The 19,177-nt window shown below is 42.5% G+C and carries 18 protein-coding genes; 9 read left to right on the forward strand and 9 right to left on the reverse strand.

Annotated features, from left to right (window positions below; translation table 11 throughout):
* The first annotated feature begins 33 nt into the window (after positions 1–33).
* The 4 genes from I2I13_RS05210 (at position 34) to I2I13_RS05225 (ending at position 5,229) form a co-directional block, all read left to right on the forward strand.
* A complete protein-coding gene (locus I2I13_RS05210) occupies positions 34–1,428 on the forward strand; it encodes an alginate lyase family protein (protein ID WP_195649013.1) in 1,395 nt (464 codons plus the stop codon).
* Between the two features lie 219 nt (positions 1,429–1,647).
* Positions 1,648–3,297 carry a glycoside hydrolase 43 family protein gene (locus tag I2I13_RS05215; protein WP_195649014.1) on the forward strand — a complete coding sequence of 550 codons (1,650 nt, stop codon included), beginning with the start codon at positions 1,648–1,650 and terminating at the stop codon, positions 3,295–3,297.
* Between the two features lie 89 nt (positions 3,298–3,386).
* Positions 3,387–4,607, forward strand: coding sequence for a glycoside hydrolase family 88 protein (locus I2I13_RS05220; protein WP_195649015.1), 1,221 nt, complete (start codon positions 3,387–3,389; stop codon positions 4,605–4,607).
* Between the two features lie 64 nt (positions 4,608–4,671).
* On the forward strand, positions 4,672–5,229 hold the full coding sequence (locus tag I2I13_RS05225; RefSeq protein ID WP_148366064.1) for a thioredoxin-like domain-containing protein: 558 nt from the start codon (positions 4,672–4,674) through the stop codon (positions 5,227–5,229).
* Positions 5,230–5,317: 88 nt separating this feature from the next.
* Here I2I13_RS05225 and I2I13_RS05230 read toward each other — a convergent pair whose 3' ends face one another.
* The 4 genes from I2I13_RS05230 to I2I13_RS05245 all read right to left on the reverse strand — a co-directional run bounded on the left by I2I13_RS05230 (position 5,318) and on the right by I2I13_RS05245 (position 10,528).
* Positions 5,318–5,794, reverse strand: coding sequence for a copper resistance protein NlpE N-terminal domain-containing protein (locus tag I2I13_RS05230; RefSeq protein ID WP_167511813.1), 477 nt, complete (start codon positions 5,792–5,794; stop codon positions 5,318–5,320).
* A 56-nt stretch (positions 5,795–5,850) separates the two neighbouring features.
* Positions 5,851–7,143, reverse strand: a complete 1,293-nt coding sequence (locus tag I2I13_RS05235) for a hemolysin family protein (protein ID WP_148366065.1) — start codon at positions 7,141–7,143, stop codon at positions 5,851–5,853.
* A 192-nt stretch (positions 7,144–7,335) separates the two neighbouring features.
* Positions 7,336–8,118 (reverse strand): M48 family metallopeptidase, encoded by a 783-nt coding sequence (locus I2I13_RS05240; protein WP_148366067.1) that lies wholly within the window; start codon positions 8,116–8,118, stop codon positions 7,336–7,338.
* A 31-nt stretch (positions 8,119–8,149) separates the two neighbouring features.
* Positions 8,150–10,528 (reverse strand): TonB-dependent receptor, encoded by a 2,379-nt coding sequence (locus I2I13_RS05245; protein WP_195649016.1) that lies wholly within the window; start codon positions 10,526–10,528, stop codon positions 8,150–8,152.
* 179 nt (positions 10,529–10,707) lie between these two features.
* Here I2I13_RS05245 and I2I13_RS05250 point away from each other — a divergent pair, with 179 nt between their 5' ends.
* Positions 10,708–11,142 carry a DUF2007 domain-containing protein gene (locus I2I13_RS05250; RefSeq protein ID WP_148366071.1) on the forward strand — a complete coding sequence of 145 codons (435 nt, stop codon included), beginning with the start codon at positions 10,708–10,710 and terminating at the stop codon, positions 11,140–11,142.
* A 25-nt stretch (positions 11,143–11,167) separates the two neighbouring features.
* A complete protein-coding gene (locus I2I13_RS05255; protein WP_148366073.1) occupies positions 11,168–11,986 on the forward strand; it encodes an alpha/beta hydrolase family protein in 819 nt (272 codons plus the stop codon).
* 381 nt (positions 11,987–12,367) lie between these two features.
* Here I2I13_RS05255 and I2I13_RS05260 read toward each other — a convergent pair whose 3' ends face one another.
* Positions 12,368–13,816 (reverse strand): S41 family peptidase, encoded by a 1,449-nt coding sequence (locus I2I13_RS05260; RefSeq protein WP_148366075.1) that lies wholly within the window; start codon positions 13,814–13,816, stop codon positions 12,368–12,370.
* 180 nt (positions 13,817–13,996) lie between these two features.
* Here I2I13_RS05260 and mnmA point away from each other — a divergent pair, with 180 nt between their 5' ends.
* The 3 genes from mnmA (at position 13,997) to I2I13_RS05275 (ending at position 15,739) form a co-directional block, all read left to right on the forward strand.
* Positions 13,997–15,064, forward strand: a complete 1,068-nt coding sequence (gene mnmA, locus I2I13_RS05265) for a tRNA 2-thiouridine(34) synthase MnmA (RefSeq protein WP_148366077.1) — start codon at positions 13,997–13,999, stop codon at positions 15,062–15,064.
* 89 nt (positions 15,065–15,153) lie between these two features.
* Complete coding sequence (locus I2I13_RS05270) at positions 15,154–15,408, forward strand: hypothetical protein (RefSeq protein WP_148366079.1); 255 nt, start codon at positions 15,154–15,156, stop codon at positions 15,406–15,408.
* The gene (locus I2I13_RS05275) at positions 15,398–15,739 is read left to right on the forward strand and encodes a type II toxin-antitoxin system RelE/ParE family toxin (RefSeq protein ID WP_099146391.1); all 342 of its coding nucleotides are present in this window, start codon (positions 15,398–15,400) and stop codon (positions 15,737–15,739) included. The genes I2I13_RS05270 and I2I13_RS05275 overlap by 11 nt, the downstream gene beginning before the upstream one ends.
* 9 nt (positions 15,740–15,748) lie before the next feature.
* Here the strand turns inward: I2I13_RS05275 and I2I13_RS05280 are convergent, their stop codons facing one another.
* The 4 genes from I2I13_RS05280 to I2I13_RS05295 form a co-directional block, all read right to left on the reverse strand.
* Positions 15,749–16,408, reverse strand: a complete 660-nt coding sequence (locus I2I13_RS05280; RefSeq protein ID WP_148366081.1) for a response regulator transcription factor — start codon at positions 16,406–16,408, stop codon at positions 15,749–15,751.
* Positions 16,409–16,497: 89 nt separating this feature from the next.
* Complete coding sequence (locus I2I13_RS05285) at positions 16,498–17,088, reverse strand: DUF4251 domain-containing protein (RefSeq protein ID WP_148366083.1); 591 nt, start codon at positions 17,086–17,088, stop codon at positions 16,498–16,500.
* 67 nt (positions 17,089–17,155) lie between these two features.
* Entirely contained in the window at positions 17,156–18,583 is a 1,428-nt protein-coding gene (gene nhaC, locus I2I13_RS05290; protein WP_148366085.1) for a Na+/H+ antiporter NhaC, read from the reverse strand.
* Positions 18,584–18,739: 156 nt separating this feature from the next.
* Positions 18,740–19,174: a hypothetical protein gene (locus I2I13_RS05295; RefSeq protein WP_148366087.1), complete on the reverse strand. Its 435-nt coding sequence runs from the start codon at positions 19,172–19,174 to the stop codon at positions 18,740–18,742.
* Positions 19,175–19,177: the final 3 nt, after the last annotated feature.

The following is a 19,177-nucleotide window of genomic DNA, read 5'->3' on the forward strand; positions in this document are numbered from 1 at the left end:
TGGAATAACAATCAAGGTTCAAAATAGATTCTTATGAATAAAAATATAATAAAGACGATAGGTTTAGCACTGCTGATAGCAGTGCAAACTTCTTGCCGTGAGAATGAATTCGGAGTAGTGGATTTGACACTTCCGGAAGGAGTATATGTTCCGGTAGAAGCAGAATATACCTATAATCATCCCTGTGCTATGTTTAATCAGGCTGATTTTGACCGCGTGAAGAATATGTTGGATGATGGGACTGCACCGCAAAAGGTAAAAGATGAATTTGAAAATCTAAAGAACTCGAGTTATGTTTCAGCTTCTTCATACAATCCGCAGCCGCAAACTAAGATTGTTCGTGGCGATGTGACCGGAACTGGTGTTAGTAATGAAAATTACAGTTATGCAATGAAGGATGCCGCAGCTGCTTATCAAATGGCACTTTTATGGAAGTTGACAGGTACTGAACAATATGCAAAGAATGTGATTAACATCTTGAATCAGTGGGCTGCGACCTGTACAGAAGTTACTTCCAATGATGCTAATCATAAACTGGCAGCAGGTGCACAAGGATATACTTTTGCCAATGCAGCAGAAATTATGCAAACTTACGATGGTTGGACAGAAGCGGATCAAACTACTTTTAAAACATGGATTGTGAAAGTATTCGCTTCTAAAAATAAAGATTTTCTGGACAACCACCAAGGTAGTAGTAACTGTGCTTTACATTACTGGTCGAATTGGGATTTGGTTAATATGTGTTCTTATCTGTCTATTGGTATTTTGACTGAAGATGATGATATGGTTAATTATGTCGTCAACTATTTTTATAATGGAGCTGGTAATGGAGCTTTAAATAATTTAATCCAGGGCACTCATATTGATCCATTGTCGAATGAAGAGATATGCCAGAATCAGGAGAGCGGACGTGATCAGGGACATGCTCAAATGTCGGCAGCTGTGACTGCTAATCTTTGCCAGATAGCTTATACATTCTATCAGGATAACAAAGATGTTTCCCGACTGGATTTCTTCGCAGCTAACAACAATGCAATTATGAAAATGGGTGAGTATGTAGCGCTTAGTAATGCAACGGATGGAATGAAGAATGACAATTCAGATGGTACTTGGTTGATTGATATTACAAAAATACCTTTTAAAGAGTATCAGTACTGTATAAATTGTACATGTAAAGATAAGAATCATGGGCAAGATCATAAAATGGTGTCTGATGATGGTCGTGGTGAAGTTCGTCCCGGATGGGAAATCTTTTACACCCACTATGCAAAGATCAAAGGATTAACTAGTGGTTATAAGTATGCTCAAATGCTGGCAGATAAGATGCGTCCTGAAGGTGGGGCAGGAGAGATTGCTAATCGTTATGGATCCAATAGTGGTGCTTTTGACCAATTAGGTTGGGCTACGTTGATGTTGTATCGTGAATAGAGTTAATATGACTTCTTAGATAAATAGAAAAAAGTTGTAAGGGGATTAGGTATTTACCTAATCCCCTTCGTATATATAAGCAAATAGGTCAGTAAATAGATTGCTTTAGAAAAAGAGATAACATTCAGTTTTCTGATAGATTAGTTTTATATAAGGTAGAAAGAACCTGTTTTTTAGGAATAACACTTGAATTTAGAAAAGAATTATTAGTTAGGTAGTATGCGTAAAAAGATTCTGTTTTTAGCAGGAATGATGGCTTGCTGTTCATTGGCAGGTGCACAAGAAATTTCTAAGACCTGGGTGGCTGATAAGGGAAACGGTACTTATCAGAACCCGGTTCTTCATGCTGACTATTCGGATCCGGATGTCTGTGCAGCCGGAGATGATTTCTATATGACAGCGTCCAGCTTTAATTGTATTCCGGGGATTCCTGTTCTTCATTCCAACGATTTGGTGAACTGGTCGTTGGTGAATTATGCACTACCGGTGCAGGAGCCGGAAGAATTTTTCGATAAGGCACAGCACGGTAAGGGAGTATGGGCGCCTTCTATCCGTTTCCATAACGGGGAATTTTATATCTACTGGGGTGACCCGGATTACGGAATCTACATGATAAAGACAAAAGACCCGAAGGGAAAATGGAGTACCCCCGTACGGGTAAAGGCTGGAAAAGGAATGATTGACCCGACGCCGCTTTGGGATGAAGATGGTAAGGTGTATCTTGTATATGCATATGCTGCCAGTCGTAGTGGAGTAAATAGTATTGCCGTGATCTGCGAGTTGAATGCCGAAGGTACGGAAGCTATTTCTGATCCGGTGATGGTATTTGACGGAAATGATGGAAAGAACCATACGGTGGAAGGCCCGAAACTTTATAAACGCAATGGATACTATTACATTTTTGCTCCGGCAGGCGGGGTAGCTACCGGTTGGCAGTTGGTTCTTCGTTCAAAGAATATCTACGGCCCCTACGAATCGAAGATTGTCATGGCACAAGGAAGGACAAATATCAACGGTCCTCATCAAGGCGGCTGGGTAGATACGAACACTGGAGAATCATGGTTCATTCATTTTCAAGATAAAGGAGCTTACGGACGTGTGATTCATCTGAATCCGATGACTTGGGTAAATGATTGGCCCGTAATCGGAGTAGACAAGGATAAAGATGGCTGCGGTGAACCTGTGACTACTTATAAGAAACCGAATGTGGGAAAGACATATCCGGTAACTACTCCACCGGAAAGTGATGAATTCAATACCCGGCATTTGGGACTACAGTGGCAATGGCACGCTAATAAAAAAGACACTTACGGGTTCACTACTGACTTAGGATATATCCGTCTTTATGCAGGCAGCCTCTCAAAAGAATTTGTGAACTTCTGGGAAGTTCCTAACTTGTTGATGCAGAAGTTTCCGGCTGAAGAGTTTACGGCTACGACCAAGTTGACATTTACTGCCAAGCAGGACGGTGAACAAACCGGAATCATTGTGATGGGATGGGATTATAGTTATCTTTCCATTCGTAAGGCAGGAGATCAGTTTATTCTGCAACAAGCAGTCTGCAAGGATGCGGAACAGCAAAATCCCGAACAGATAAAAGAATTGGCAAACCTTCCGGTGGAACATCTGAAGATGCCGGGAGTAGCAGATAATGAGTGGCAAACAGTTTACTTACAAGTAAAGGTTCGTAAAGGAGCCGTTTGTACATTCGCTTATAGTCTGGACGGAAAGAAATATACGACAGTGGGAGAGCCTTTCACAGCCCGACAAGGCAAATGGATTGGAGCCAAAGTTGGAGTATTCTGCGTAACTCCGAATGACGGTAATCGCGGATGGGCAGATATAGACTGGTTCCGGATGACTGAATAAGTGGTGTATGATTAAGTAACTGATGAATGACTAAGTAATCGACAAAGAGAAATAAAGAATAAGAATTAACGCGAATATATTAAACGAAGATGAAAAAGATTGTAGTAGGTCTGGCTGTGATGTTAGGTTTTTGTACGTGTACTCACAAGCCATCCGGTACATTGGATGTGAATAAGGCATTGGACTACTGTGCGGCACAAGCACAGCGTACACTTACGGAACTGAAAACAGATTCCGGAATTGACTATACGATGATGCCGCGTAATATCATGGCTGACGAACATCACTGGAACTGCCGTAAAGCAACGAAAGAAGAATGGTGTGCCGGTTTCTGGCCGGGGGTGCTCTGGTATGATTACGAATATACACAGGATAAACATATTCTGGAAGAAGCTAAGAAATTCACGAACTCATTGGAGTTTCTTTCTCAAATTCCCGCCTATGACCATGACTTGGGATTCCTCGTGTTTTGCAGTTATGGAAATGGTTATCGTTTGACAAAGAATCCAGCTTATAAGAAAGTGATTCTGGATACTGCCGATTCTTTGTCTGCTCTGTTTAATCCGGTAGTGGGAACAATGCTTTCATGGCCTCGTGAAGTGGAACCGCGCAACTGGCCTCACAACACAATCATGGATAATATGATTAACCTTGAAATGTTGTTCTGGGCGGCGAAGAATGGTGGCAATCCTTATTTGTATGATATTGCCGTTTCTCATGCCGACAAAACAATGAAATGTCATTTCCGTCCTGATTATACTTCATATCACGTAGCCGTATATGACACGATTTCGGGTAATCTCATTAAAGGAGTCACTCATCAGGGATATGCCGACAGCACCATGTGGGCACGCGGACAAGCATGGGCAATCTATGGATATACCGTAGTCTATCGTGAAACGAAAGACCCGAAGTATCTTGATTTCGCGCAGAAGGTGACAGATGTTTATCTCGAACGTCTGCCCGAAGACAAAGTCCCTTATTGGGATTTCGATGACCCCTCTATTCCGAATGCCCCACGGGACGCCTCGGCTGCGGCAGTGGTGGCTTCCTCTTTGCTCGAATTATCTACTTATCTTCCGAATGGTACGGGCAAACGTTACAGGGATGCTGCGGTGGAAATGCTGACGAGTCTAAGTTCTGATAATTATCAGAGTGGAAAAAGTAACCCCTCTTTCCTGTTGCATAGTGTAGGACACTGGCCTGCTCATTCCGAGATAGATGCTTCTATTATTTATGCAGACTATTACTACATTGAAGCATTGCTTCGGTTGAAACGTCTGCAAGAAGGAAAGAATGTAATTAAATAAAGAAGATTTATATCGAATAAAACACTATCTTTATCACAGTTATTTAACAATAAATCTATGTTGTATGAAACAGTGCATTAAAACAAATGGAGTTTTATTCTTTTTTTGTTTGATATCATTAATCATTACTGCACAGGAGCAATCAGTGCAGTCTAATATCAAATGCTTGAATTATCCTAGTTCGTTTGAGTTATTGCTTCGGCATTTTAAAGGAAAAATTGTATATATTGATGTAATGGCATCTTGGTGTAAACCCTGTCTGGCAGAACTCAAAGAATATGAAAAAACAGATGATTTTTTCAAAAAGAATGATATTGTGAGACTTTTTATTTCAATAGATGAACCCAAGGATTGGAATGCCTGTCTGAAAAGATTGGATGAAAGATTATTAAATGGGTATTTTGTCACCTATCATCGACCAGAGAATAGTGTTGAGAATAACGAATTTTCTGTTGAAGTGGAGAAGTTGTTTGTCACTTATGATGAGAAAGGTAATTTCGCCGGGCTTTCAGTTCCTCAGTTTATTATTGTTAATAGGGAGGGAGCTATTGTAGAATATAAGGCACAAAGACCAAGCAATCCGGAGGAATTGAAGAATCAGTTGAAACAATACTTGGAATAATATGAGGAAAGACTCCCAAAAACGAAAAGCTCTGCACAGAACCTTCGTTCTGTGCAGAGCTTTTTTACTGGTTAGGGTTAGGTTTATTTTATTGTTTTACCTTGATGATGTCATAATTCAGATCACTGACAGCTTCTTGCAAGCTATCGTTCACCAGACGAAGAGTGGTGTCATTCACAATCACGAAATACATCGGAGCTTCGCCATCCTTCGGAGTTAACTTAACGGCAGTCACAGGTTTTTTGTTCACTACCTTGTGTACAGTTTCTTGTTTCCCTTTTGAAGTGAAAGTCTTGTTTTGTCCTTGACCTTCAGCGTCGAGGTAAGTCATATCCAATGTATACACAGTGTCCATACCGTCAGTTGCAGCGTTCAGGGTCAGTACATAATCAATACCCGGACCGTCGGCAGCAGGAAGAGTACCTTCATAAACTTCAGTCAATTCGGTAATCGGAGTCATAGCAAGAGCTAGACTGTCTGCTTGAGCCTCTGCGGCTTTGTTTGCTTTTGATTGGCATGATGCCAAAGCAGCTACGACTGCTGCTAACATAATTACTTTTTTCATCGTTAAGTGCTTTAAGTTAATATAAATATAGTGAGCTATTGCTCGTTTTTGCTATTCTATTCCTGTTCCTCGTCCCGTTTGATGACAAGCAGTTTGTCTACTCGTCCGCGGTCCATATCCACTACTTCGAATTGTAAATTCTTGTAGGTGAAGATGTCTCCCGCTTTCGGGATACGGCCAATCAGGAACATGGCTAATCCACCCAGAGTAGTGAAGTCTTCCGATTCCAGATCTTCATAGGACAAAATACCCATTTCCTCCATGAAGTCGTCGATATTCATCGAAGCTTCCACCAGCATCGAACCATCCTGCCTGGTAACGATTTCTTCTTCTTCCGTTTCATCCTCTTCAAGGATGTCTCCGAAGATACTTTCAGTCAGGTCGTGCAGGGTGATGATACCCTCTGTGCTGCCATACTCGTTAACAACAACTCCGAACTTGTTTTTGTTCTTCTTAAATAGCTCTAAAACTTTATTTGCATACAAACTTTCCGGAATAAAGAGGGGAGGACGGGCTATCTCGCGTAAGTTAAACAGCTTTTTACTGCCTACCATCAGGATAATATCCTTTACGGAAACAACACCGAGAATTTCGTCTTTCCGTTCGTCCACCAACAGATATTTACTGTAATGTTCTTCTTCGATCGTCTTCATCACCTTTTCCTGCGTATCATCAGGGTGAAGGATAATGAGATCTCTGCGATGCGTCATCAGTTCGTTAGCCCGTTTGTCGGAGAAGCGGAACACGTCACGTATCATTTCTGTTTCCTCTTTGTCAATCACACCCTGTTCCGAACTTTGATGGAGAATCATTTTGATTTCTTCTTGTGTCATGGGGCGTTCTTCGCTTTTCAGACCGATCAGTTTATTCAGTAGCCGGGTAGAGACACTTAGCAACCATACGAAAGGGTAGGAAACCTTTGTCAGCAGGATCATGATAGGACTGAATAATATCGCATAACGCTCCGGATTACTAAGAGCGATAGATTTGGGTACTAGCTCTCCGATAATCAGAGAAAGATAGGTGATGATTGCTACGGTAGTAACCATTGCCAGATTGCGTGCATAGGTTTCCGCTCCCGGGATAAGGGAAAAGAAAGGAACAAGGTCGTCGGCAATAGCCACACCACCATAGGCACCGGATACGATACCGATCAGAGTGATACCAATCTGAATGGTAGATAAGAACTTTTCCGGTTCTTCCAATTGTTTCAAAACTCCGCGGGCTGATTTGTTGCCTTTGGCGACAAGTGTTTCAAGACGTGCTTTGCTGGATGATACCAGCGCAATTTCATACATGGCAAAAATGCCATTCAGTACAAGTAAGAGAAGTATGATAAGAAATTCCATAAATGGATTAAAATGGTTATAGGGTCGAAATTACAAGAAATCAAGACACGATGCAAATATGTGTGACAGATTAATGAATATTTAATAATCGTGTTGTCTTTTTAGATGCAAATGACGCGGATAACACAGATCTAATAAAATGATAGATCCGTGTTTTCCGCGTCATCCGTATTTGAAGAGTTTTCTTACTTGTTATTTAGCGTAGGTTGCTGCTTTTGCTTTGGCACGCTCGATACGTTTCATTGTATCCGGGTGTGACGAGAACATCTTCTGCAGATAAGAAGCCTGTGGAGCATCTTTTGACAGTTCGGACAGTTTGGTCAGTGAGTTAGCCATCGCATACGGATCGATACCATTCTTTACACAGAACTCTACACCGTAATCATCTGCTTCACTTTCCTGTTTCTGCGAGTATTGCGCGCCTGCCAAAGCTTCCGCCATGGCTCCCAGTTCAGAGTCAGTCAACTTGGCTACTTTATCGTTGGTGGCGCCTGCTGCATTCTTTACAGCTGAACGGAGATAAGCATTCTTCATGGCATCTTTTGAGTCTGTGTGAATAACGTGACCGATTTCATGTCCTACCACAGCCATTACTTCTTCATCTGTCATAACATCCATCAGACCGGCACAAATACGTACACTACCGTCACCGCAGGCAAAGGCGTTTACGTCTATCACTTCGTATACACCGAAGTTAAGTTTCAGTCCGTCCACTTCTTTGATATGTCCGGTCAGTCTCTCCAGACGTTTGCCGTATTCGGAATCAGGTTTAGTTAAAGGATTATGAGCATCCATCCATACCATATATTCCTTGCTCATGTTAGCAATGTCCGCATCGGATAAAGTAACGGCTGATACTACGTCTTTACCGGCTTGTAACGCTTTTCCCAGATTAATCTTCTTGCCGAATTGTGCAGAAGCTGTCATACCCATGCCTAACAATACGAAGGCAATCATAGCAATTTCTCTTTTCATACTTTTTTCTAGTTTGATGTTTTATGTATAGTTAATATTCAAATGTTATTCCTAATGTAGGGAGTAATGTTCCGCTCGATTGTTTGATGCGTTTCATTTTATAGTGTTGGCTATCGGCGGGAGCTTCCGGATTCTCAATGATGCCCGTACTCATCAGTACGTCCTGCTGTTTCAATTTGCTTGCCGTGATATTTTGCAAGTCAAGATAGAATCCCAGCATACAATGTTTCAGATAAAATGTCTTGTCGATACGGAGGTCTACCTGTGCAAAGGCCGGAAGCCGTTCCTTATTGTATCTCGAATAGTCGTAATAGGCTTTGCCTTGTGCATCCCAGGCAGATACCAAGGATGATTTATCTTCATCATAAGGCGTATAAGGAGCACCGCCGATGCAACTGACTTTCATTCCGATGCTCCATTGGCACGGTAGATTGTAGGTTCCCCGTAAGTTGAAGATATATCGGTTGTCCCATGCAGATGCAATGTATTCACTCTCTTTGTCGTTGCGGTATTCGCTTTTAAATAAGGTAAAGGAAGAAGCCAGATTCAGTTTCTTGGCGATCAGCCATTTCGCCAGAATCTCCGCACCATACGAGCGTCCCTGGGCGGTAGAGGTCAGCAATTCATTGCCAATTACCCCATAGTCATTCCCTTTGCAAGTAAGAGGGATGCCATCTACAACGGAGAGTGGGATTTTATCATAATCTTTGTAGAATCCTTCCACGGACACTTCGAAAGTATCTCCTTTGCGCCAACTGATGCCCAAGCTTTCCTGGCTGACTTTCATATAGCGGAGATTGTATTTGTTGACATACGTTCCGTTATTATCCTTAAAACCGAGAGCCGTGTAAGGAGGCAACTGGTAATAAAGTCCTGCATTTCCACTTAGAAACCAGTGATCGGCAAGCTGATAGGAAAGCGATATGCGCGGTGAAAGCTGGTCGGAGAGTGATTTCATCGCCGATGAATAATTGTTGGCATCCGCTCTCAATCCCAGAGAAGCTGTGAAGCGTTCATCCATTGAAGAGTAGCTGATAGTGCCGAAAAGTCCCCAGCGCATCATTCCCAAATAGGTATGGTAATCAAACGTTTGTGCCTGATTGGTATATGCCTTTTGAAAGGTGGTATTGGTATATTGGCTATAATCCAGATTCACTCCGAGGTTGACCTTCCAGTTTCGGAGAGAGGAAGTGTTTTCGAAGCGGAATTTTGTTTCCTGTTCGGTAGAGCGGAGACGGAGCATCAAATTCTCCGGAATGCTTTCATCATTCTGGCGGTATTTGGTGTTGCGATTGTTCAGATAGCTGTGACTGACTACCACCGACTGCACATGTGCGCCTGCATAATGACGATAAACGGCCCCTAATGTAAATGTCTCCTGCTTGATTTTCGGCAGGTAACTAAGGATGTATTCATTGTCTTCGCTATCCGCTTTCGTGTTCAACCGCATATTGTCGATTCCTCCGAGTCCCAACACTGTCAACTCGTTCTGTTCGTTAAACCGGGTTTTCAATTTGAACTGCGCATCAGTGAAAGTCGGCAGGAAAGGGAGGTCGAGCATGTCAAACAGGAACTGCAGATAGGATTGGCGCACGGATACCAGATAAGAGGTCTTTTTCCCGATATGTCCGTTGGAGGCGAGCGAGACTTCGGATGCTCCGAGGGTAGCCTTTATTGAGTTATGCTCCATATCTCCGTCGCGCAACTTGAAATCAAGAACGGAACTAAGTGCATTTCCTCTATCAGTGGGAAAAGCACCGGTGTAGAAATTGACTTCACGTATCAGGTCGGCATTGAGGATTCCTACGGGACCGCCCGATGCTCCTTGTGTACTGAAATGATTGATATTGGGAATTTCCACTCCGTCCAGATAGAAACGGTTTTCTGAAGGAGAACCACCGCGCACGATCAGGTCGTTGCGGTAACCTATTGGTGAGAAGGCAACTCCCGGATAAGACTGTACGATGCGTGAAATGTCCCGGTTGGCTCCCGGACTCTTTTCTATTTCCTGCAATCCGATAATGCGAAGACTGACGGGACTTTCCAGATCACGCCGGAAAGGAGAAGCGGTGACGGTTACTCCTGCCAGTTCGGTCAGGTTCTCTTCCATCTCTATTGAGATGTTCAGATCTTTGGTCGATAAAATATATTCGGGAGTAGTGACACTCTTGTAGCCGATGGCTGTCGCTTGCAGGCGGTAGATGCCGGGAGGCACTTGTTCGATAGTGAAATGGCCTTCCGCATTGGTGACGCCACCTTTGTTCAGCCCGAGAACCATTACGTTAATGAACTCTAATGGTTGACGGCTGTTTTTTTCAATAACCGTTCCCTTAATTTGGTGTACAGGTTGTGCCTGTAGCAGGGAAAACAGAAGGTTGGAAAATAGTAGCAGTGTCAACAGTTTTTTCATGTGATTGCAAATTATTGCTGCGAAAGTACAAAAAAAGCATTAAAGAATGATACCTTCCGTGAATAAAAATAGAATCACTTCTTATTTGGCTCGTTTTACTTCTTGATAAAGTTAGCTGGATTTTGTTTCACATTTCATTTTTATATCTTATTTTTGTGGGAAATTAAAACAGATTCCTGATGAAGACTGTAAAATTGATAACTTGTAATGATGCGATGAAGGCGCATATCCTTCAAGGGGCATTGGAGAACGAAGGTATTGAGTCTATTCTGCACAATGAGAATTTCTCTACTTTGTATAAAAGCTGTGTGAGCAGCATCGCGGGGGTGGATATATTGGTGGCAGATGAAGACTATGATAGGGCTGTTCAAGTGTTGAGGGATAACGATAGTTGGCCGGAGGAGTTGACGCTTTGCCCGTACTGCGGTTCATCGGATATCCGGTTGGTTTTGAGAAAAGGAAAGCGATGGCGTGCGATGGGGGCTGCCATACTTTCGGCATTGATGGTTATTCCTCCGGGAGACAACCACTGGAATTACACTTGTAAGCAGTGTCATAAAACCTTCGAAATGCCGGTTTCTAAATTTGATCCTTCCGCAGTGACAGAGGAATAACTATATCTAACTATAATAACACATAATGAAAAAGAAAAAACTTCTATTAATTGTTCTTCTTTTAGTTCTGGTGGCTCCCTCTTTTGCTGCCAAAGTAGATACCTTATTAGTTAAAAGTCCTTCTATGAATAAGGAAGTGCAAGTGGTGGTGGTAACGCCGGATGCTGCGCTGGGGAAGAAAGCGGTTGCTTGCCCCGCCATTTATTTGTTGCACGGTTACGGTGGAAACGCTAAAACATGGATGGGTATTAAACCGGATCTTCCTCAAATTGCGGACGAAAAAGGAATCATATTCGTTTGTCCGGACGGAAAGAATAGCTGGTACTGGGATAGTCCGCTTAATCCGTCTTATCGTTATGAAACTTTTATTTCATCGGAATTGGTGAAGTATATCGACGGACATTACAAGACGATTGCCGACAGGAAAGGGCGTGCCATCACCGGATTAAGTATGGGTGGACATGGAGCGATGTGGAATGCGATCCGTCATAAAGATGTATTTGGTGCTGCCGGAACTACCAGTGGCGGGATGGATATTCGCCCGTTTCCGCAGAACTGGGAGATGGCGAAGCAGTTGGGAGAATTTGCCGCTAACAAGAAGGTATGGGATGAATATACGGTCATCAATCAGATTGATAAAATAGAAAACGGGGATTTGGCAATTATCATCGACTGTGGTGAAGCGGACTTCTTCCTGAACGTGAACAAGGATTTGCACAACCGTCTGTTGGCACGAAAGATTAATCACGACTTTGTCACTCGTCCGGGTGGGCATACAGGAAAGTACTGGAATAATTCCATTGATTACCAGATTCTGTTCTTCGATAAGTTTTTCAAGAAATAAATCCGGGAATGCTTGACTTTGGCTTTTCAATGTCGTATCTTTGGATACAGAATCATAAAATAGATTGAGGTTAAACTACGATAGAAGGAGGAGGCGAAAGCTTTCTCCTTTTTTGTTGTATGCTGCGGTGACGGAGAATCTCACCCCGGCTTGTAGCGGTTGTAAGTCGGTGTATGAAGAGGTTTTAGCTGCCGGGGGACAGGAAATCAGCTGTTTTATCAGGGTAAATCATACGTTCTGTTAAGTATAAACCGATGCTTTATTCAGTAGAATCAGACAGCCTGTTCGGAAAAAGGTGGAATAATGGGACTCTTTTGTTAATGATGCGTAAATCTGCGTTTTGATACACTCTCTTCAGTCTATTTGATTCTTGTTTTGCTTCTATTTAATCTTTAGACCGCCGCCTCCGATAAACCGCCTACTTGCGGGACTAATAACACTTTTCTCTATCTTGAATTGTGCTTTTGTAGTTGTATCTTCTTCTTTTTTCGGGGGATAAGTGCCTTCTATAACTCCGATGGCTACTTTCAGAAGTCTTTCATTGGGATCACCGAATGGCAGGAATTCACTGTAATTGGTAATTCCATCAATGGTTGTCTCACTGATTTTAAGATCTGCGTTAGGTACGAAGGAACCGTTTTCATCATGCTTAGAATTATAAACTGTACAAACCACTGGATTCACCGACCACAGGAATTCCTCGTTGACAAACTGCTCTGTTGCTACATTTTGCCCTTTAGTGGCACTACCTATGCTTACAACGGGATAGCTGTCTTTCAAGAAGAGACTCCCTATTAACATTTCCGGTGCTCCGGCTGTAGTTCCACTGGTGATAACAAACAGACCGGGCAGGTTTAAATTAGTACCGCTTCCTAATATGGTAGGATCAAAGTTGATGGTAGCATCTTTATCCCTGTTCTTGTCGTTGTATTCCAGATAGGCCATTGGCTCGTTTAACCGTGCATTTGATGTTAAGATTGTGCCTAATAACTGCACACAATCTAATGAACCTCCGGCATTGTAGCGCAAGTCAAGTATGACATACTTCACGCCTGCTGTCTTGAATTCTTGCGAGATTTGACGCAGTTCGTCATTGTATTTTTCCGGATCAGCTTTTGTCCCGGCGGTGAAGCTGTTGTACATGAGATAGCCGACCTTGATGTCGCTATTGTTTTCTTTTACCGTAAGTATTTCTGTTTTATGTACCGGATTGTCTTCAACGACTCTTGCAGCAGGTAGTTTTAGTATTTTATCATTCGGAACGACCTTATATACAGTTGTTTCTTCTTCGTCTACTTCCCCTTCTTCAGGCTCAACAGGAACTTCTTTCCATACTCCCATCACTAAATCCCGGGCTTTGGTTCCTTGCAGTAATTGAGTCTCGTATTTTTTGCTGATGTAAGAAGTATCGACTTTCATAATCCAGTCACCGCGCACCAATCCGGCCGCTTCTGCCGGTGAACCGGGAATGACGTAAGTAATTAATGCATTATAAGCTGTATCAATATCCGCACTTCGAACCAGTGAATAATCAAATCCATAGGTAGGCAGGGGAGTTTCCATCACAGAATCCACAAACGAATAACTGTCGCTTTTCGATTTCACTTTAGACAAGAATGAGGCAGGATCCAGAAACAGATTCACATCATTGTAGGAAGGTAGATCTTGATACCACAGATAGTTCTGCTGCATGATGTCGTACATCCATGTATCCAGTGCGGTCTGGTGGGCATACTCCGGCCAGCGGTCGACACCACAGGAGAAAAAGCCACTGATAAATACGATGCTCAGGGCAGGTATGAGGATTATCTTTCTTAATTTCGTCATCATAAAAAGCTTTTTACTGTGCAAATGTAGGAAATACTTTGCTTATCTACCACATTTATGGTATAAAAATGCCTTCAATATGTGATTGGCTGTTAGAGATTCTTGCCTTATCTTTGTAGCATAGAAATTTCTAATAGGTATTAGCTTACATATAGAACGTTATTAATAGACGAATCATTATTCATGGATATAGCTGCATTATTATCAGGAGGTGTCGACAGTTCAGTTGTTGTGCATCTCCTTTGTGAGCAAGGATATAAGCCCACTCTTTTTTATATTAAGATAGGCATGGACGGAGCGGAATATATGGACTGTTCGGCAGAGGAAGATATTGAATTATCTACTGCTACGGCACGTAAGTACGGTCTGTCTTTGGAGGTAGTGGATTTGCATCAGGAGTATTGGGAGAATGTAGCGGCCTATGCCATTGATAAAATCCGGCAGGGACTGACACCGAATCCGGATGTGATGTGTAATAAGCTTATCAAATTCGGCTGCTTTGAACAGCGTGTCGGGAAAGACTTCGACTTTACGGCAACCGGTCATTATGCCACCACCTTGCAACGTAACGGTAAAACTTGGCTGGGCACAGCGAAAGACCCTGTGAAAGACCAGACGGACTTTCTCGCACAGATTGATTACCTGCAAGTTTCCAAACTCATGTTTCCCATTGGAGGGTTGATGAAACAGGAAGTGCGTGAGATTGCCAATAAAGCCGGATTGCCGAGTGCCAGAAGGAAAGATAGTCAGGGCATCTGTTTTCTCGGGAAGATAAACTACAATGATTTTGTCCGTCGGTTTTTAGGAGAAAAGGAAGGGGCGATTATTGAATGGGAAACCGGAAAGAAATTGGGTACACATCGCGGCTATTGGTTTCACACAATCGGCCAGCGCAAAGGGCTTGGATTGAGTGGTGGTCCCTGGTTCGTAGTCAAGAAGGATATTGAAGAAAATACAATCTATGTGTCCCGCGGTTATGGTGTGGAAACACAGTATGGCAATGAATTCCGGATGCATGATTTCCATTTCATTACTGATAATCCCTGGAAAGGACAGGAGAAGGAGATAGACATCACTTTCAAGATTCGTCACACTCCCGACTTTACCAAAGGAAAACTGATACAGGAAGGGGAGACGCAATTCCACATTTTGTCCTCTGAAAAGCTGCAAGGCATTGCTCCGGGACAGTTTGGGGTGATTTATGATGAAGAGGCGAAAGTTTGCGTGGGAAGCGGAGAAATCATCTGTTAAATAGTTTATTTTGAAAGGTGAGGATTCGATAATCAGGATAATTTTCACTACTTTTGTTTCGTAGAATAATAAATAAAGGAGGATTGCTTATGACAACGATGGAATTGAAAAGTCTGAAAATGGACTTGGTGGAGGAACTCCTGAGTTTGAATGACAAAGAGATGCTCAATCGGGTGAAGAACTATTTGAAACGACTTAAGAAAATGGAAGCAGAAAAAGAAATGGAAGAAATCACAAAAGAGGAGATTCTTGCAGGGATTGATGCAGGACTGAAAGAGGTAAAACTTTCTATGGATGGCAAGTTGGAATTAAAGAGTGCAAGGGAGTTTTTGAATGAACTATGAAATAATAGTTAAGCCAACGTTTCAGCGGGAAGCTAAACGATTGGCAAAACATTATTCTTCTTTTAAAGAAGATTTTGCTTCATTGATTGATGAGTTGGAACAGAATCCGCAATTAGGTACCGATTTAGGTCATGGCTTGCGCAAAGTCCGCATGAAAATTACTGCGAAAGGGAAAGGAAAAAGCGGAGGTGCAAGAGTTATCACTTTCACTTTGGTTGTTTCCCAGCAAGATGCAATTTTGAATCTTCTCTATATTTATGATAAAGCAGACAGGGCTTCTATATCAGACAAGGAAATAGAACAACTTTTGAAGCAAAATGGCTTGAAGTAAAGCGTATAATCAGATATAGTATTCGGCTAAATCCACAATCCCTGCCCTCATCGCATATTTAGTAGCCTCGTGCACATTATTCACTCCCAATTTACGAAAGATATTCTTACGATGGCTGTTGATCGTATGGAAACTAAGATTTTTCTCTGCAGCAATCTCTTTCGTCGTTTTTCCTAATGCGATTTCTTTTAGGATATTCTTTTCTGTTTGCGTCAGCAGATGGTCGTCCATGTTTGACGCTACCAGCGGGGAAGAAGCTCCCGAAAGCAGCAGATTGCTGACATGATTGCAAATATACCGTTGTTTGCGGGTGGCGCATTGAATGGCGGTCATGATTTCTTCTTTTGAGTTATCTTTCATCACTACCCCGAAAGCCATGCTGCTGAATAATACCTGACGGAGAAAGTTCAGACTCAGTTCATCGGAGAATAGAATCCAGTCGGCTTCCTTGAATCTTTCCTGCAAGACAATCAATTCATCTGCCCCGGCAAAATTGAACAAGGTATAGTCCAGTATAATCACTGCTTGCGGATACAATCGTAGCTGCTGAATCAGTTCAGCCTTGTTGTCAGCTTCTAAAAGGAGGGACACCTCCTTTTGTTTACTTAACAGGAACATCATTCCCGCCTTACTGATATCCTGATTGTCTGCAATGATAAATTCTCTCATAAGCCATGCTGAATAAAAAAACTCCGCTACAAATGTACGCATTTTGCGCGATTTGCAGCGGAGTTATGATAAGATTCTTAAGATCCGGATTACCAGGAACGTCCTTTGAAGATATTTGACTGGTCAAGCGGAACGATATTTCCGTTCAACGTCAGGTTATTGTTGTTGAAGTTCGGGCTGATACTAACCGAAGCAGTATTGTTTCCGCTGCTCATATTAATAAATACTTGAGCGGAGATGCCGATACCCTGAACACTGAATGAGCAGTTCACATTTCCTTTTTTGTCGATATTCATCTTCATATCCGAAGAATTACCATCCACTGTCACACCACCGATTCCGTTAGGACCCGGGTAAGGAGTATTGAAGGCAGTCTGTACGGTAGCTCTGTTGCCGTTCATCAAGACGAAGTTGGTGTTTGAAGTAACGAATGCACTCATACCGTTACGGAAAATAACCTGATTGGCTTCCAGTACAAATTGCTTGTTCTTCAAAGCCTGCACAGCTTGTTGATAGGCTGCCATGTCCTGCACCTCTTCTTCGGCACGGAGTTTTGCTCTCTCTGCATCTCTTTCTGCTTTTCTTTCTGCGCGGCGTGCTGCTGCGTTACTTTCTTGTGCATACATCATTGTGCTTGCACTCACTAATACTAATGCTAATAATGCAATAAACTTTTTCATAACTTTTTTTTGTTTAGGTTTAATACGTTGTTCGTTTATTGCAAAAACAATGTGTATGCCAGATTGTTCACGAGCGTCGTGCAATTTTATATCCGATGGCTGCCACAGTGATACTCATTAAGGGGCTGATAATGTTGAAAAAACAATAAGGGAGATACACAAGTGTGGGTACACTCAAGATAGTGGCTTGGGTCATTCCACAGCTGTTCCACGGGATCAATACGGATGTAACGGTTACTGCATCTTCCGTCGTGCGGCTTAGTAAGCAACTTTCATATCCTTTCTTGGCATAAATATCGCGAAACATATTTCCCGTCAGAATAATACTGATATATTGATCGGCAGTGGTCAGATTAAGAAACAGCCCGGAACAGACCGTCGCACTGACCACGCTGACTGTTTTCTTCATAAAGCGCACAAAGATAGAAGTGATACTTCCCACCATGCCGCTTGCTGTCATTGCTCCGCCGAAACACATGGCACATAGTATCAGCCAAATCGTATTCAGCATTCCTGACATGCCACGTGTGGCAATTAAATCTGTCAGAACGGCATTATCCGTGTGCAAATTTGTCTCTCCGTAGATAGTCATCATTAGTCCTTTGAACAATGAATTGAATCCGGAAGCGGCGACTCCTGAAATTTCCTCCACTAAATCAGGCTGAAAGATCAAAGCAAAAACAGCTGCCAACAGGGTGGACAGGAACAGCGTAACGATAGACGGCACTTTCCGCGCTATCAATATGCCGGTTACTACGGGAACTATCAACAGCCACGGAGTGATATGAAACTTTTCATTCAGAGCTGCTGCCACTTCTGCGATGTGCTGTGTATTGTTGGCATCATGAGAGAATCCCGCTACGGTGAAAATAATCAGTGTAATGACAAGAGATGGAACCGTAGTAATCATCATGTAACGGATGTGACGGAACAGGGGAGTGTCTGTGATGGAAGAAGCCAGAATAGTGGTTTCGGATAAAGGAGATATTTTATCTCCGAAGTATGCCCCCGAAATAATGGCTCCGGCAATCCAGCCGTCTTCAAAACCTTGCGCCTTTCCGATACCCATCAGAGCGATACCGATGGTAGCAATGGTAGTCCATGAGCTCCCGGTCATAACGGAAATCAATGCGCAGATGATGCAGGTAGATGCCAGGAAGAAACTGGGATGGATAATTTGCATCCCGTAGTAGATTAGCGTCGGCACTACTCCACTAATCATCCAGATCCCACTCAACGCACCGATGATTAATAGAATAATAATAGCTGTCGCTACTCCGGCAATATTGTTGGTTATGGCAAGCTCGTAATCTTTCCAGGGAATTTTATAAAACACCATGCCGATAAGGATACAAATAGCTGTAGTGGTGAGCAGTGACACTTGGCTTCCGCCGCTTAGGGCATCGCTGCCAAATGTGCGGATAGTGGCAAACAATAATAACACCAGTACAATGATCGGTATCAATGATACGAGGGGCGAGGGAGCTTTCTTCATGTTGATTCTTATAACCTTTTATTTATTTTCCGGCTACTGTTTTGTTTATAGCCGCGCAAAGATACAACAAAAAAGGATGAAATCTTTTGCTTCAAAACGTCAGGCAATAAAAATTATTATAAGTTTGTATTTGATCGGAATATGTATAAGCCCGGCTCAATTGGCGAAAGTCTTACGTCTTATCCACCAGTAGCGGATGAAAAGCCCTCCCGTCAGGATGAGGGCAATGGATAATCCGGTATAGAAAACGGAAATGAACGTTTCGGGCAGAAGGTGGAAGCTACGTATGGTAATTCCCAGAGAAATCATGAAGATCATTGTAATCCAGCTTTTTACATCGAAAAATGAAAACGGGCAATTTCTGTGTTCTTTCTTTTGTTCGATTCGCTGGGTATGTTTATAATAAAGTCTTCTGAACACCAGAACGAAGAATAACAAGAAAACAACGGTAGCTTCTCCTATTTTGAACATCCAATCTTGGGAGGTGTTTAACCATGTTACAATTCCTATTCGCAGAATATTGGCACCGGCTATAATCCAGACGACACCGGCTGTGATAAGTAAGATTTGTCTGTTAACTCCGTATTTCATTGG

Source organism: Bacteroides sp. D55t1_190419_B8 (genome assembly GCF_015558905.1).
Taxonomy (GTDB): Bacteria; Bacteroidota; Bacteroidia; order Bacteroidales; family Bacteroidaceae; genus Bacteroides; species Bacteroides vicugnae.